This is a genomic window from Lapillicoccus jejuensis, from assembly GCF_006715055.1.
Lineage (GTDB): Bacteria > Actinomycetota > Actinomycetes > Actinomycetales > Dermatophilaceae > Lapillicoccus > Lapillicoccus jejuensis.
In genome coordinates, this window is sequence record NZ_VFMN01000001.1 from 276,110 (window position 1) to 290,863 (window position 14,754).

Below are 14,754 nucleotides of genomic sequence, written 5' to 3' on the forward strand. Positions count from 1 at the left end.
GACAATGAGCACATTCTACGGTCAGCTGCACTCGTTCCAGACCGAGGGCGTAGATTTCCTCGTCTCCCGCCGGCGAGCACTACTCGCCGATGACGTCGGTCTGGGCAAGACGGTCCAGATTGCTGCCGCTGCAGCGCGCTTATGGCCTGAGCTGACCGGGCATCCCGGCCTACCTCTCCTGTACACGACCGTGGCAGGGTTGGTCGCACAGACCACGAAGGAACTCCGCTCCCGGCTGCCGTCACTGTCGATCATGGAGGCAAGCACTCTGCGGGGGGCGGGTCATGTCCCACTGCCCGACGTCGTCGTCGGCTCCCATGACTTCCTCCACCGCAATCTGCAGATTGTCTTAGGGTGGAGCCCCCAACTCGTCGTCGTGGACGAAGCGAGTGCTCTCAAGGGCGGCGGGGCGAAGTACGAGTCGGTCCTCGGCGTCTGCGAGCAAGCGCCTAATCGGGTCATCGTGGCCACCGCGACCCCGATCGAGAAGGGACTGCTGACGGTTTGGTTGACATCTGATCTGTGGCGACATCGGTCGCCGCTGGAAGGATGTCGAGCATGCCTGCTGCACACCCCAAGGAGTTCCGCGACGACGTCGTCGCGGTCGCTCGCCGCGGTGACGCCCCGATCGCCGAAGTCGCCAAGGACTTCGGGATCAGCGAATCCTGCCTACGCAATTGGCTGAAGACCGCGGACGTCGAGGACGGTGTCCGTCCGGGCATGACCCGGCAGGATTCTGACGAGCTGCGCGAGCTCAAACGTCGAAACCGGTTGCTCGAACAGGAGAACGAGGTTCTGCGCCGAGCGGCGGCCTACCTCTCCCAAGCGAACCTGAGGCTGGGTCACCACCCAAAATGAGGTACCCGCTGGTCCTTGATCTCGCTGCTGACGGGATCCCCGTAGCGGTGACCTGCCGGGTTCTGAAGTTCTCGCGTCAAGCCTTCTATGCCTGGTGCCGGGCACCGGTCAGCGATCACGATCTCGTCGACGCCTACGCCACGAACGCCGCGTTCGACGTCCACGCCGACGACCCCGGCTTTGGGTACCGCTTCATCGCGGATGAGCTCGACGACGCCGGGCACGCCGTCTCGGAGCGGCGGGTGTGGCGGCTGTGCTCGCAGGCCGGAATCGTCTCCCTCCACGCCCGCAAACGGGGAAAGTCCCGCCGGCCAGGGCCACCGGTGCACGACGACCTCGTCGAACGTGACTTCACCGCCGAGCACCCCAACCGGTTGTGGCTGACCGACATCACCGAGCACTCCACCCGTGAGGGCAAGCTCTACCTGTGCGCGGTCAAGGACGCCTGGTCGCGCCGGATCGTCGGCTATGCCATCGACGACCGGATGACCTCCCACCTCGCCGTCGACGCCCTGACCATGGCCGTCACCCGCCGCGGCGGGGACCAGGCCGTGGCCGGCTGCGTGGTCCACAGCGACCGAGGGTCCCAATTCCGGTCGCGGCGATTCGTCCACGAACTCGAGCGTCATCACCTGCTCGGGTCGATGGGACGCGTCGCCTCCAGCGCCGACAACGCCGCGATGGAGAGCTTCTTCGCGCTCCTACAGAAGAACGTCCTCGACAGCCGCCGCTGGACCACCCGCCATGAGCTACGCCTGGCGATCGTCACCTGGATCGAGAGGACCTACCACCGCCGACGTCGACAACGCCCCCTCGGCAAGCTCACGCCCATCGAGTTTGAGACCATCTACGCAGCCGCTCACGCGGCCTGAACCACCACACCCCGAGTGTCAACCGGATCGTCAGCAGTCCCGATCGAGACGACGCCGTCGAACGTTTCCGCGACGATCCGAACCTGCCCCTCCTGCTCGGAAGCCGCGTCCTCGAATACGGCCTCAACCTGCAATTCGCCAACACTCTGATCAGCGTCGGTGTGAGCTACAACCCGGCCCGTGAGCGTCAGCGGGAGGGCCGGTTACGCCGCATTGGCTCACCCCACCGCACCATCCGGCACTGGGTTGTGCTCCCCGACACGCCGCAGACACGGAGCCAACTCGAGACCCTTGATCGCAAGGGGACGGATGCTGCCTACGTGCTAGGGCCGAGTTTGCGGGGGAGGTGGCAGGAGGTGAGCTTGCCCGTCGGCGGCCCCGCACAGAGAGGGTCGCACGATCGTTCACCGACGCTCGCGATCTTGTTCGCTTCCAACTCGACCCGTCGTCGTACCAGCGCAGCCTTCGATCAACGTGCTGACCTCTGCACTGGCGCCACAGCCACCTGCACCAGTCGCGGGGGGCGGCCACGCCGCACCAGCAAGCCACGACCTGGAGGTTGGGCGTGGGCGACCGTGCCGGGCCACAACTGACCCTCGGAGGGATCGCCGGACAGGACGAGGCCGGGTGAGCCGAGTTCCTTCATCCGCTGCAGCAGAGGTTCGTAGATGGCGCGGCCAGCGCCACCAGCGTGGCGGGCGACGATCAAGTGAAAACCGATGTCCCGCGCGCCGGGCAGGTTGCTCCAGCAGCGGCGCGAGCGGGTTGGCGCTCATTGTGGTGATGAGGTCGACGTCGTCGACGACGCACACGATCCGCGGACCGGACCAGGTGTGTGCGGCGAGCTCGGCCGGGTCGGTCGAGGTGGGCTGGCGCCCGGTCAGCTCGGCGTTGAGCGAGTCGGCGAGCCCGGCGGCGGCCGCCACGTTCGGGGCGTACGCGCCGAGGTAGTCGTCGGGGACTGCGTCGAGCATCCGCCGGCGCGGGTCCACGAGCGTGACAACGACCTACGAGTCGTCGTGGGTCGAGACCAGCTGCGTGATGAGCGACCGCAGCACGGTCGTCTTCCCGGCGCCGGTGTCCCCGAACACGATCAGGTGCTGGTCCTCGCCCGCCAGGTCGAGCTCGACCGGCCCGAGGGTGTCCTCGGCCAACCCCAGCGTGACCGACCAACCACTCCCCGCCCCGACCCCCACCTCGCGGCGAGCCTCGGAGCGTGTCGGCGCCAGATCGCGCACGGAGATCCGTGCCGGCAAAAGCCGGATCGGCTCGACCCCGTTCCCCCCTCGTGCTCGAGCGCGATCGTCTCGATGGCGCTGTGCTGCTGGTCGGCCAGGGGCCCGTGCTGCTCCGGGTGGCTCGAGCCCACGGGAGTAGTCGTGCCGCTGACGCCCGGCGCCCGAGTTGGCGTGAGAGAGGGAAGCGCGAGCTGGTCATCCGCCCGGTCGAGGTCCCCGCTCCCGCCGCCCCCGCTCCACCCCCACCTGAGCCGCTCGCCGCAGCGGCCGGGCCGGCGTCGACGAGGGCGCGGCCCGGGGTGCCGGCGTGGATGTTCGCGGCGAGGCGGCGGTCGATAACGGAGTCGGTCGGGTCGTTCAGGCGCAGCTCGAGCCGGCCGCCGATTGAGGTCTGCAGGGCGGGACGCAGGTCGTGCCAGCGTGACGCCGTCAGGACGACGTGCAGGCCGTAGGCGAGGCCGCGGGTGGCGAGGACGACGAGCTGGTCGTGCAAGTCGTCGTGGTCATTGCGGATCGCGGTGTAGTTGTCGAGCAGGAGGAAGACGTCGGCGTTGGCCAGTCCGGGCAGCTGCCCGCGGGCGTACCGGTCACGCATCTCGTCGGGCGCGTTCACCCCGTGGGCGGCGAACAGCCGCTCACGCCGGTCGAGCTCCGTGACGAGATCCGCCAGGACGCGGCGGGGTCGACGTCGTGTGGATGGGGCGCTCATGGCCTCCGCCGACCGGCGATCTGCCCACGGGCCGCTAGCTGGACCCGGCCGCGGCCAGGCCGCCGAGGGCGTCACCTCGGCGGCCGTCGCGTTGCTACACGAATTGCTACGTACGCCTGTGCACGTCGACGGCGGCTCAGGCCAGGTCGTCGGGCTGGCGCAGCGTCTCCATCTCCTTATAGCCCCACGCCGACGTAGGAGTGCCGGCGATGCCCAGCTGCCCGGCGTGCACCGCCGCCCGCAGCACGAGTGCGAGCGCGGCCGGCTCGATGGCGCCGCTGCGGAGCCACGCGGCAGCGCGCAGGGGGTCCGACCCGCTGGTTTCGCGGAGCAGCTGAAGGACCTCAGCTGGGACCGGTCCGACCGCGGCCACCGTGCCGTACAGGGGGCGGGCAGCCCGGGCAGTCAGCATCGCCCGCAGAGCGGTGTCCCGGTTGAGTGTCAGCTGCGTCTGCAGGGCCGCGTCGGTCGTGGCGCTGACTGCCAGGATGGCCCGCTGGTCCGCCGGTGCGACCTCGCCGGTCTCATCGTCCGGATCCACCCAGGCCAGCAGGCATCCTGCTCCTGGCGGCGGTGCCGTAGTGCTCCAGGTGAGCTGCAGCCCGAGCACGGCGAGCAGCCGTGCCGCGCCAGCTGGGTGTAGCTGCACGACGGTGGTGGGCAGGACCGGCGGACCGTTCCGCTTGCGGGCCAGCTCCGCGAGGGCCCATCCGAGGTTGTCATCGGACCGGTGGACTCGAGCTCGTTGTGCTGACAGCTGGTGGTGAGCCCACAGTTCGCGTACCAGGCGATGACCCGGTTCAGCGTGGCCTCGAGAGACTTCACCGCGCCGCTGAACTGCAGGCGTCCCTCGAGCGGGCGCGTGTCCTTCAGGTAGTCGGCCGCGATGTCCGGATGCAGGCCGCGGTGGCGCACGATCGCTCCCGCCCACAGCACCCCGGACTTGCGGGCGAGGGCCAGACCATGGCCATGCAGGTCGCCACGCCACCGCTCCTCCTCGGCGTAGCAGCGGTCGTAGCCGTCCTGGGCGATGCCCGGGTAGAAGGTAAACCCGCAGAGTTCGCAGGCCCAGACGTAGGCCAGGGCGTCCGGCGGGGTGTCCTTGGCGGCAATCTGCTGGAGGTCCCAGTCCCAGCCCCCCGGCGCGACCAGCTCGGGGAGGTGGCGCGGGTGAACGGAGTGCAGCGTGACGGGGGCCCTCAGACGGGCGTCGGGGACGAACGAGCCGACGCCGCACAGGCCTGCGGTGGGCAGCGCGGTGCTCAGGGTCAGCATCAGCCCTCCTCCCCCACGGGCTCGACGTCGATCTCGACGACAGCGCAGCCGCGGCGCAGGTTCGGCATGGCGGCGCGGTACTCGTCGATGACCGGGAGCGGCTCCCCGAGAGACAGGGCGGCACGGGGACGGGTGGACCCGTCGGCCATCGAATAGACCTCTCCGGGGGCCGGGTATGCGCCCCGCAGCACCCAGGCCGCGACCGGTGCCCCGTGGAAGGCGGCCACCACCCGACCGCAGCCGGCGGCCTTACTGACCGTCGTCGGCCAGGCACGTTCCACGGCGAGCTCGAGTTGCGCGATGGTCATGGTCTGCGCGAAGGACTGTGCGACGCTGACAAACAGTACGGACGGCATGCTGCCACTCCTCTCCGGGCGCTGTCGGCGAACGACTGCACCTACGGCGGGCTCGTGGCGGACACGTGCCCTGGGAGGCGAGACGATAGCAGGAATCTGTCGGTCGTCGTCGTCCGCGCAGTCGACGGACCCCGTACGGGTGAGCCGTCGGCAGGCGCGGCACCGACCGCCAGGTGCCCGGGGCCTGGACCGGACTGTTGGCCGGCGGGCCCTTTTCCTCGATGCGGGTCGTCGACGAAACAGGGCTGCACGGGCCGGTCCCTACGCGGCTTGTTCGCCGGCGAGCACCTCGGCCTGCTCGAGGACGAGCTGGGTGGCCGCCGGCTCCTGGTCCGGCGGGTAGCCGTAGCGGAGCAGCAGGCGCTTGATGGTGGCCCGGAGCTTCGCCCGCACCTGCTCTTTGACGCTCCAGTCGGTCTTCGCGTCGCGGCGGACGATTTCGACGAGGTCGTGGGCGATCTTCTTCAGGGTGTCGTCGCCGAGTTCGAGGACGGCTGAGGCGTTGGTGCAGACCGCATCGTAGAACGCGAGCTCGTCCGACGTGAGGCCGAGCAGTTTGCCCCGATCGGCCTCGCCCTTGAGGTGCTGGGCGAGGGCGACGAGCTCGGCGACGACCTGCGCTGCGTCCAGGGTGCGGTTCTGGTACCGAAGGACGGTCTGCTCGAGCATCTCGGAGAACTGCCGGCCGGTGACGACGTTGCGGCGGCCGACCCGGCGGATCTCATCGGAGAGCAGCCGCTTGAGCAGCTCGATCTGCAGGTTCGGGCGGTTGGAGCGGCGCACCTTCTCGACGAACTTCTCGTCGATGAGGGACAGGTCGGGCTTCTCCAGCCCCGCCTCGGCATAGATGTCGATGACGCCGGTGCCGGTCATGGCGTCGGAGACGATCTGCTTGAGCGCGGTGTCGAGAACGGCGCTGGGGTCGCTGCCCTCGCGGTCGCTGCCCTCCAGCTTCGAGATCTGGGAGCGGACGGCTTCGAAAAAGGCGACGTCCTCGCGGATGGCCAGGGCCTCGTCGGCCGGGACACACATCGCGTACAGCTGGACCAGCCGCCGCGTCTGGGCGAGGAACCGGCACTTGGCGCACGGGGTGTCCTTCGTGCACGGGTTCGCGTCGGTGCCCGGGTGCTGCGCGAGCAGGTAGTCCACGGTGGCCGAGAGCGCGTGCAGGAATGCCTTGTCGCCGCCGGCCGTGAGCTGCTTCCGCCAGTCGAAGCCGTGCAGGATGTCGCAGACGATGCCGTGGGTCTCGAGCAGCGCCGGTAGCGCCTTCGCGCGGATGTCCTGGCCGAGCTCCTGGTTCTCCTGGTCGCGCTGCGTGTAGTCGGCGAGGGCGTCCTTGAGGTCCTCGGCGATGCCGAGGTAGTCCACGACCAGCCCGGACGGCTTGTCCTTGAAGGTGCGGTTGACCCGGGCGATGGCCTGCATGAGCGGCGCCCCGCGCATCGGCTTGTCCACGTACATGGTGTGCATCGACGGGCTGTCGAAGCCGGTCAGCCACATGTCGCGGACGATGACAAGCTCGAGCTCGTCGTCGGGGTCCTTCGCCCGGGACTTCAGTGCGCGCAGCGCCTTCTTGCTGCGGATGTGCGGCTGCAGCAGCTCGTCATCGGTGGCGGCGCCGGTGATGACGACCTTCACCTTGCCGGTGGCGTCGTCGTCGGTGACCCACTCAGGGCGCTGCCGGGCGATCTCGGCGTAGAGGGCGGCCGCGATGCGCCGGGACATGGTGACGACCATGGCCTTGCCTGCGAGCACCTCCCGGCGCTTGTCCCAGTGGCTCAGGATGTCGGTGGCCAGCTCGGTGATGCGCTTCTCCGACCCAACGAGGGCTTCGATGCGCGCCCACTTGGTCTTGAGCTGTTCCCGGGCCTCCTCCTCGGTGCCGGAGGTGGCCGCGGCGAAGGCGTCGTCGATCTCTCCGAGCGCCTCGGCGGGCACCTCGATCTTGGCCAGACGGGGCTCGTAGAGAACCTTCACGGTCGCGCCGTCGGTGACGGCCTGGGTGAGGTCGTAGACGTCGATGTAGTCGCCGAACACGCCGCTGGTCGACCTGTCCCCGGCCTCGATGGGGGTGCCGGTGAACCCGATGAACGCGGCGTTCGGGAGGCCGTCGCGCAGGTGGCGGGCGAAGCCGTCGATGAAGTCGTAGTTGGACCGGTGGGCCTCGTCGACCATCACCACGATGTTGCGGCGCGCCGACAGCGTCGGGAATGCGGTGCCGGCGTCCTTCTCGGCCTGGGAGAGCCCGAACTTCTGGATTGTGGAGAAGATGATGCCGCCGGACTCCCGAAGGCTAAGCAACTCCTTCAGGTGCGCGCGGCTTTCGGCCTGAACGGGGAACTCCGGGAGCGGCGCGCCCGGCCGGGACGCGGCGAAGGTGTCGTCGAACAGCTGGTCGTCGAGGTCGTTGCGGTCGGTGAGGACGACGAGGGTGGGGTTGTCCATCGCCGGGTCGCGCATGACCTTCCCGGCATACCACTCCATCTCCAGGCTCTTTCCGGAGCCCTGGGTGTGCCACACGACGCCGGCGCGGCCGTCCCCCGCGACGGCGGCGATGGTGGACTGCACGGCCTTGGTGACCGCCCAGTACTGGTGGTACTTGGCGGCCTTCTTAACGAGCTTGCCGTCGTCGTCGGCGAACACGGTGAACGAGCGCACGAGGTCCAGCAGCACCTCGGGGCGGAGCATGCCGGAAATGAGGACCTCGATCTGCGGCAGCGCGCCGGGCGCGACGTCGTAGCCGTCGATGGTCTTCCAGGGCGCGAAGTGCTCCCAGGCCGCGGTCAGCGTGCCGGCGCGGGCGATGACGCCGTCGGAGATGACGACCAGCTGGTTGAACGTGAAGGCGTCGGGGATCTTCTGCTGGTAGGTGCGGGTCTGGTTGAACGCGCCGCGCAGGGTCGCGTACTCCTTGCCGGGGCGCTTGAGTTCGAAGAGCACCAGCGGGAGGCCGTTGACGAACAGCAGGACGTCGGGCCGCCGGTCGTCGACGCCGATGACGGTGAACTGGTTGATCGCGAGCAGGTCGTTGTTGGCGGGGTCGTCCCAGTCGACCAGCCGCGCACGGACAGCTCTCACGGTGCCGTCGGTGTCCTGGTACTCGACGGGGACGCCCTGGATGAGCAGCTGATAGCCGCGCCAGTTCTCGGCCAGTACCGACTGGGACTCTGGCCGCAGGACGGTCTTCACCACGTCGTCGACCGCGTCGTCGCGCAGGGCCGGGTTCAGCCGCGCCACCGCGCTGCGCAGCCGACCGGCGAGCACGACGTCGCGGTAGTCGGCGCGCTCGGCGTCCGGCTCGCCCGGGGCGATGTCAGGGCCGTAGACCGGGGTCCAGCCGACCGCCGCGAGCTCGGCCTTGACCAGCCGCTCGAGATCGGACTCCTTCACGCTGCCACCTCCTGCGGCAGCAGGCTGCCGGTCATCAACGGGCCGAGGAGCTCGTCGCGGGTGCGCTCGGCGTCGACGACCTCGTCCCACAGCGCCCAGTACTGCTCTCGGAGGACGTCCGCGGTGGTCGCGGCCGATGCCATCTCGGCGGCTCCGGGGACGTGGACGGGCATGCGGGCAACGTGCGCCCAGGCTGCGCGGGGCATCCGGGTCCCTCCGCTGCCCGCCATCGCGAAGGCGGTGAAGTCCTTGCGGGAGACGACCCACTCCACGAAGGAGGCCGGGACTCCGTCGACCGGGCGGATCACCCACACCTCGGTGCTGCACAGTCCTTCGAAGTTGGGGCGTGCCGTCTTGCGGAAGTAGGGGCGGAGCTTGCCGTACAGGGTGTCGCCGGGCACAAAGACGCTCTTGAGGCTGGTGCTGTCGTCGGCACGTCCGACGCCGAGGAGCCCTTCGCCGTTGTCCGCGAAGTGCTCCAAGCCGAGATACGGCATGCTCGGGTCAACCTCGCCGGGGTTGCGGCGCTCACCGCTCAGCGTGGCGAGGTCACCGAAGGACGTGGTCGTGTCTGCCCCGACGGTCGCCCGGCGCCACACCACGTCGGTCGCCGCGGCCAGCTGGCCCATGAGCCGGCGGTCCGTTTCGATGAGTCTGTCGAGCAAAGTGAGGACGTCGACGATGCGCCGCTGCTCCGCCACCGCGGGCACGCGGAGGCGGAGGTTGCGCAGGTCGCTGGCCCGGATCCCCGCAGCCGCGACCTGCTCCACGATCGACTGGATGGCCGCCTTTCCCGCGGGAGACCGGAAGAAGTAGTAGAAGAACGCCGAGTCGGCTATGCCGGGGTCGAGGCGCACACGGATGATGTGGCTCTCGAAGGTCATGGGCGTGTTGACCTCGGTGACCAGGCAGCACTTGCCCGCGCCCTCCAGCGTCAGGGACTGCCGCGCGAACAGCAGATCGCCCTTCTCCAGCAGCCAGTCCTTGACGGTCGCCCCGGCCGGCACGGGCGCGAGCTCCATGTCCTGGTCGGCGATGAAGTCGTAGGCGAAGACCTCGCGCATGTTCACCAGGCGGACGCCGGCTCCCCTGACCCGCTTGGGTGCCATGAGCCCGTTCTTCGAGGGCTCGAGGAACAGGTCGCCGAAGCGGACCGTCTCCCAGTGTTCAGTCATCACTGCTCACCGAGAGCCCGTCGAGCGCCTCGAGGACTCGCTGCTGCAGCTCGGCGCGGTCGGCGAAGCCGCGGCGGATGACGTCCTGGAGCCGTGCGAGCTTCTCGGTGAGGGGTTCCCCGTCTTTGGCGACCGCTTCGCTGCCCACGTACCGTCCCGGCGTCAGCACGTACCGGTGCTCCCGGATCGCTTCGAGGGTGGTCGCGGCACAGAAGCCCGGGACGTCCTCGTACGGCTTGACGTCGGGGTCGCCGCGCCACGCGTGGTAGGTGTCGGCGATGCGGGCGATGTCCTCGTCGGAGAGCTCCCGGTGGACCCGCGAGGTCATGTTGCCGAGCTGGCCGGCGTCGATGAAGAGCACCTCGCCGCGCCGGTCCCGCTGCGCGCGCTCGGACTTCACCTTGCGGTCGGTCTTGTCCTTGGTCAGGAACCACAGGCAGACGGGGATCTGCGTGGTGAAGAACAGCTGTGAGGGCAGCGCCACGATGCACTCGACGAGGTCCTCGTCGACGAGCTTCTGCCGGATCTCCCCCTCCCCACCCTGCTGGGTGGACAGCGACCCGTTCGCGAGGACGGTGACCATCGTGCCGGTCGGCGCGAGGTGGTGGAGCATGTGCTGGATCCAGCCGTAGTTCGCGTTGCCGGCCGGCGGCGTTCCGTACTTCCAGCGGACGTCGTCCCGCAGCCGCTCAGCGCCCCACTCGCTGATGTTGAAAGGCGGGTTCGCCAGGACATAATCCGCCCGAAGATCGGGGTGGAGGTCGTTGTGGAAGCTGTCGCCCCACTGCGGGCCGAGGTTCGCGTCGATGCCGCGCAGTGCGAGATTCATCTTGGCCAGACGCCAGGTGGTCGGGTTCTGCTCCTGCCCGAACACGCTGATGTCGTTGCGGACACCGCCGTGGGCGCGAACGAACCGGTCGGCCTGCACGAACAGCCCGCCGGAGCCCATTGCCGGGTCGTAGACGCGGCCGTTGAACGGCTCGAGCATCTCGACCATCAGCGTGACCACCGAGCGCGGCGTGTAGAACTCCCCGCCGAGCTTGCCCTCAGCGCTGGCGAACGCCGAGACCATGTACTCGAAGACGCGCCCGAGGACGTCGAGGTTGGCGTGCTCGGCCGCGGTGAGGTCGCCGCGGGAGAAGGTGTCGATGAGCCCGCCAAGGGTCTCGGGCGTCAGCTCCCGGCGGGCGTAGTTTTTCGGCAGCACTCCCTTGAGGCTGGGGTTCTCCCGCTCGATCGCCCGCATGGCCTCGTCGACGCGCTCGCCAATGTCGGTCTGCTTGCCAGCGCGGCGGAGGTCCTCCCAGCGGTGCCCCTCGGGTACCCAGAACACACCCTCGGCCGTGTACTCGTCGCGGGACTCGAGGATGGCCTGGCGGGCGGCCTCAGTCGGCATGTAGTACTCCGACTTCCGGTCCTGCACGGCAGCCTCGAGCTCGGCGCGGCGGACGCCGAAGACGTCGGAGACGTACTTGAGGAAGATGAGCCCGAGGACGACGTGCTTGTACTCGGCGGCGTCCATGTTGGAGCGGAGCCGGTTGGCCGCCTCCCACAGCGAGGCTTCTAGGCCGAGTTGCTGGTCCTTCTTCGCTCGCGGCGGCATGGCGTCTCCCTCGTACCAGTGGTCCGGCGGTCACGCTACCCTGGACCGCTGACATCAGACCGTCACCGGACGCGCGCGTGCCGCATCTGGGTGAACGGTGCGGCGGCGGGGCGCGCAGGCACGGGTCGCCGGCCGGGGTGGCGGCCTCGGCGATGGGCATCGCAGTCCGGTCATCGCCGCGGAGTACGACGAGTCACCGTTCGTTGATGGCGGCCACGTGCTCGGCATCCGCGTCGACGATGTTCACCTGGTGGCCCGAGCGGGCGAGGTGGTGGGCCAGGGTGCCGCCGATCGCGCCCGCTCCGACGACGGCGTGGTGATGGGTTGCGCTCTGGTTCACGGTGCTCCTGTCGTGTTGGTCTGCAGCGGGGTCATGGTCGGAAAGTGCGGGGGCAGATCCCGCGTTCCGGCGGTGGCTCCGCCGTAGACGCGGAGAACCGCTCCGGTTACAAAGGAAGCCGCCGCGCATGCGAGCGACAGCACGGCCGCGGCGAGGCACGGCTCGCATGTGTTACCACCCCGAGGGGAAGCGCTCGAAGCGTGTCCCTCCTACTCGGGCTTTCGGAAAAATTACTAAATCTTATCTCCAGAAAGTCTTCTACGCTCCAATCCTGCCATTAGAATTTTCGCTCTCTAAGCACGGTTTCTAGAATATGCTGCGCCTCAACAGACAGCTCACTTAATGCCTGCCGCGCAAGGCCCAGTCGTCTGCCGTCCGGGGTGCCAGCTACGGCGCGACCCTCGGCAGAATACAGTGCGTCGACCAACTCTCGATGCACTGATCGCTTCTCTCGAGTTTCGTCAACAAGGCGCCATCCCGTGTGGATCTTCTGGGTGTGCGTTAGTTGCATTGCCTCGTCATCTGTTCCAAACAGTAGATGTGCAGCCGGCTCTACCGTCACATGTAGCGGAACAGCAACGTCATCTCTAGACTTACCCGTCAGGAGCGAGACACCCTCGGAGGTGAGCTCTGAAACCGTAACCGTACGAAGCCAAGGACCCCAGCGCAGTTCGACTCGAAGTGGTTTGTCACTTCTCCCCGTAGTCGGTCTAACGAGAATCCACACATCGCCGGAGTGTGCATTGGGAAACGTATGCTGCCAGGTGCTGCGAGCGTGCTGCTCTGTCATACGCAACGCTCCTCCGTTGGCGACCCAAGTAGGGTACATAAGACGCCCGTACTTGTCTGTAAGGTGCCCTTCAGCTCCATAAAGAGCATCCAGTGCTCGTATGATCTCTTGGCGTCCCGCCGCGACACCCTGTTCGAGGCGATGGATCGTCGAACTGGAACTCGCGATTGCCTGCGCGACCTGGTTCAGTGACCGGTGCTGCAGGTTCCGGGCTACTCGCAGTTCCGCGCCGAACGCCTGCCACGCTGCCGTCGTCATAACCAGCATGATCCCAGCAGATCACCCCCGCCAGTAGCGGCTTGTCCCAGATTTGTCCCATGGTCTGGGTAGTCGAGTTCAGAGTCCCTAGGCTTGAAAGTGCAGGGAAGAGCGAGCCGCGGTTGCGGCACGGTCGATCACACAACTGGAGGACATCATGGCGAACGACGGAAGCGTCTTCGAGACGCGAGACCCTCGGTACGACGGCAAGACCGACCACTTCTTCAACGAGTCTGGCAGCTTCGACGACAAGCATGGACACGTCGTCGAGGGTCGGGACTCCACTCCGCAGCAGACCACGTACGACTACGTGCGGGACGCCGACGGCAACGTGTACGTCAACCGCTGATTCTGGGCCTCGCGGGGAGGTTGCTCACCTCGCCGTGCTCGAGAGAAGAGCCGGCCGGTCCCCTGGACCGGTCGGCTCTTCCCATGCCCCCGCCCTGCTGCCCGATGGCCCTGCCTATACGTCACCAGTGCACTCCGGGCGTCTGGGGTCCGGACCGTCCGGACGCGGGTCGCTGGTCGGCCTCGGGGCCGGGCCCGTAGGTATCTGTAGTGGCGCCAGATGAGGTTCGTCGCCCAACAGGGGGCGCGTCGACGCCCGGGCGGCGAGTGACGTCGCGGGCGCGTTGGGCTCGTAGGTCTGCGTGACGGGCCGGGTCACTAGCGGCGCTCTATCACTAGCGGCGCTCTGGCGTCAGGAGAGGCCAGTTAGCGAAGCGCGTGTGGCGGCGAGGCGTTGAGCGGTGACGAACTCACCGCGAGCCCTTTGGGCGTCCTCGACGGCCTCGAGGACCTGCCCGAGCTGGCGCAGCACGGCGTCCCACCCGCTGTGTGCACTCGGAGCGTTGACACGGAGCCCCGCCGTAACGTGCCGCGCGATCAGTTGGGCGTTGCTCGGGCCGGTCCGCCCCGTCTGGGGGCGATTCTTCCTCGAGCGGCATCTGCTCGAGGGGCACCGGCCGGTGGTGCGCTGCTATGCGTTGGTCCGGTCGCTGGGGGGTGAGCAGGGCTTACCGGGTCAGGTCCTGCGCGACGGCGGCGAGGTCAGCCTGGTGCGGCCGGGGCTCACGGTTCCTCGCGACCCGCACGACGTCCTCGCGGAACTCCCTTGGATACGGCTTCGGCATGGTGCACATGCTCTCCTGCGGCACCTCTCGGCACCGCAGATCAGGTGTCACCTATCCGTGCAGCATTCCCAGCCCTGGATTCGTGGTCCTTCGTAGGAGCGGCCCGTGGCTCTCCCAGTCAGCGGGCAGGTCGCGAATCTCCGGTGCGGGTTTTCGTCCACGTTTGAAGCAACATTAAGCAGGCAACGTGCTCCCCAGTTTGGGGGCATCTGCATGGGCAAGGCCCATGGCAACTGTTTCTTGCGGCAGCAGAACTACTGTCCGGCCGGTGTAGGTCGGTTGTTGGCCGTGAACGTCGAGGCCCAACAGCTTGACGCGGGCGAGCACCACACTTGTGGCCACAGCAACCGCGTGAACGTCTCCGCCCATCGCCTTGTCCCAGACGCTGCGCAGCAGGGCGTCGAGGCGGTCGCTCTCTAGTTGTCGCAGCTGGGCGGCCGCGTCATCGTTCTGCTCGGCAAGGGAACTACTCACCAACCGCTGCACAGTGCCGCGGTGGCGATACCCCAACTGTTCCGCGATCTGCTGGTACGTCTTGCCTTCCATTCTCAGCCTGATCGCTTCAGCGCGTCGCGCGGACGCGAGGGAACGGTTCCGGTGACGCCCGGTCACCCTAGGCAGGTCAACGTCAGCAAGACTCAGCGCAGCACCCATGCATTCAGTGTGCGCCAGGCACCGCTTCCGCGAGCGGCTGGTAACCGGGATCAAACGTTGCGGCCCCATTCAAGCGGGGTTGGCGCGAGGGGCAGTTGCT

General features: G+C 68.2%; 12 protein-coding genes and 3 pseudogenes. 4 read left to right on the forward strand and 11 right to left on the reverse strand.

Annotated features, from left to right (window positions below; translation table 11 throughout):
* Positions 1 to 4: 4 nt before the first annotated feature.
* The 3 genes and pseudogenes from FB458_RS22175 to FB458_RS22180 all read left to right on the forward strand — a co-directional run.
* Positions 5 to 496 (forward strand): annotated as a pseudogene (locus tag FB458_RS22175) (DEAD/DEAH box helicase); the annotation flags it as partial.
* A gap of 62 nt (positions 497 to 558) precedes the next feature.
* A pseudogene (locus FB458_RS01295) lies at positions 559 to 1,730 on the forward strand (IS3 family transposase).
* Positions 1,731 to 1,756: 26 nt separating this feature from the next.
* The gene (locus FB458_RS22180; protein ID WP_425460868.1) at positions 1,757 to 2,323 is read left to right on the forward strand and encodes a C-terminal helicase domain-containing protein; all 567 of its coding nucleotides are present in this window, start codon (positions 1,757 to 1,759) and stop codon (positions 2,321 to 2,323) included.
* Positions 2,324 to 2,737: 414 nt separating this feature from the next.
* Here the strand turns inward: FB458_RS22180 and FB458_RS21165 are convergent, their stop codons facing one another.
* The 10 genes and pseudogenes from FB458_RS21165 to FB458_RS22190 form a co-directional block, all read right to left on the reverse strand.
* Positions 2,738 to 2,884: an FtsK/SpoIIIE domain-containing protein gene (locus FB458_RS21165; protein ID WP_170185529.1), complete on the reverse strand. Its 147-nt coding sequence runs from the start codon at positions 2,882 to 2,884 to the stop codon at positions 2,738 to 2,740.
* Between the two features lie 424 nt (positions 2,885 to 3,308).
* Positions 3,309 to 3,677: pseudogene (locus tag FB458_RS22185) on the reverse strand (FtsK/SpoIIIE domain-containing protein); the annotation flags it as partial.
* 136 nt (positions 3,678 to 3,813) lie between these two features.
* Positions 3,814 to 4,089, reverse strand: a complete 276-nt coding sequence (locus tag FB458_RS01310; RefSeq protein WP_141846082.1) for a hypothetical protein — start codon at positions 4,087 to 4,089, stop codon at positions 3,814 to 3,816.
* A gap of 29 nt (positions 4,090 to 4,118) precedes the next feature.
* Entirely contained in the window at positions 4,119 to 4,952 is an 834-nt protein-coding gene (locus FB458_RS01315; RefSeq protein ID WP_141846084.1) for a hypothetical protein, read from the reverse strand.
* The gene (locus FB458_RS01320; RefSeq protein WP_141846086.1) at positions 4,952 to 5,308 is read right to left on the reverse strand and encodes a hypothetical protein; all 357 of its coding nucleotides are present in this window, start codon (positions 5,306 to 5,308) and stop codon (positions 4,952 to 4,954) included. Before FB458_RS01320 ends, FB458_RS01315 begins: the two co-directional genes overlap by 1 nt.
* A 261-nt stretch (positions 5,309 to 5,569) precedes the next feature.
* A complete protein-coding gene (locus FB458_RS01325) occupies positions 5,570 to 8,701 on the reverse strand; it encodes a type I restriction endonuclease subunit R (RefSeq protein ID WP_141846088.1) in 3,132 nt (1,043 codons plus the stop codon).
* A complete protein-coding gene (locus FB458_RS01330) occupies positions 8,698 to 9,876 on the reverse strand; it encodes a restriction endonuclease subunit S (RefSeq protein WP_141846090.1) in 1,179 nt (392 codons plus the stop codon). The genes FB458_RS01325 and FB458_RS01330 overlap by 4 nt, the downstream gene beginning before the upstream one ends.
* Positions 9,869 to 11,479 carry a class I SAM-dependent DNA methyltransferase gene (locus FB458_RS01335; RefSeq protein WP_141846092.1) on the reverse strand — a complete coding sequence of 537 codons (1,611 nt, stop codon included), beginning with the start codon at positions 11,477 to 11,479 and terminating at the stop codon, positions 9,869 to 9,871. The genes FB458_RS01330 and FB458_RS01335 overlap by 8 nt, the downstream gene beginning before the upstream one ends.
* Before the next feature lie 193 nt (positions 11,480 to 11,672).
* Entirely contained in the window at positions 11,673 to 11,819 is a 147-nt protein-coding gene (locus FB458_RS21525) for a 2-dehydropantoate 2-reductase N-terminal domain-containing protein (RefSeq protein WP_211355894.1), read from the reverse strand.
* 277 nt (positions 11,820 to 12,096) lie between these two features.
* Entirely contained in the window at positions 12,097 to 12,876 is a 780-nt protein-coding gene (locus FB458_RS22190; protein WP_141846096.1) for a helix-turn-helix domain-containing protein, read from the reverse strand.
* A gap of 148 nt (positions 12,877 to 13,024) precedes the next feature.
* Between FB458_RS22190 and FB458_RS01350 the strand changes: the two genes are divergently transcribed.
* On the forward strand, positions 13,025 to 13,216 hold the full coding sequence (locus tag FB458_RS01350; RefSeq protein WP_141846099.1) for a hypothetical protein: 192 nt from the start codon (positions 13,025 to 13,027) through the stop codon (positions 13,214 to 13,216).
* Between the two features lie 958 nt (positions 13,217 to 14,174).
* Here FB458_RS01350 and FB458_RS01355 read toward each other — a convergent pair.
* Positions 14,175 to 14,723, reverse strand: coding sequence for a helix-turn-helix domain-containing protein (locus FB458_RS01355; RefSeq protein WP_141846101.1), 549 nt, complete (start codon positions 14,721 to 14,723; stop codon positions 14,175 to 14,177).
* Positions 14,724 to 14,754 lie beyond the last annotated feature (31 nt).

Coding starts and splice junctions, on each gene's coding strand:
- FB458_RS01310 (WP_141846082.1), bottom strand. CDS start 4,089: ATGCTGACTGCCCGGGCTGCCCGCCCCCTGTACGGCACGGTGGCCGCG.
- FB458_RS01315 (WP_141846084.1), bottom strand. CDS start 4,952: ATGCTGACCCTGAGCACCGCGCTGCCCACCGCAGGCCTGTGCGGCGTC.
- FB458_RS01320 (WP_141846086.1), bottom strand. CDS start 5,308: ATGCCGTCCGTACTGTTTGTCAGCGTCGCACAGTCCTTCGCGCAGACC.
- FB458_RS01330 (WP_141846090.1), bottom strand. CDS start 9,876: ATGACTGAACACTGGGAGACGGTCCGCTTCGGCGACCTGTTCCTCGAG.
- FB458_RS01335 (WP_141846092.1), bottom strand. CDS start 11,479: ATGCCGCCGCGAGCGAAGAAGGACCAGCAACTCGGCCTAGAAGCCTCG.
- FB458_RS22190 (WP_141846096.1), bottom strand. CDS start 12,876: ATGCTGGTTATGACGACGGCAGCGTGGCAGGCGTTCGGCGCGGAACTG.
- FB458_RS01350 (WP_141846099.1), top strand. CDS start 13,025: ATGGCGAACGACGGAAGCGTCTTCGAGACGCGAGACCCTCGGTACGAC.
- FB458_RS01355 (WP_141846101.1), bottom strand. CDS start 14,723: ATGGGGCCGCAACGTTTGATCCCGGTTACCAGCCGCTCGCGGAAGCGG.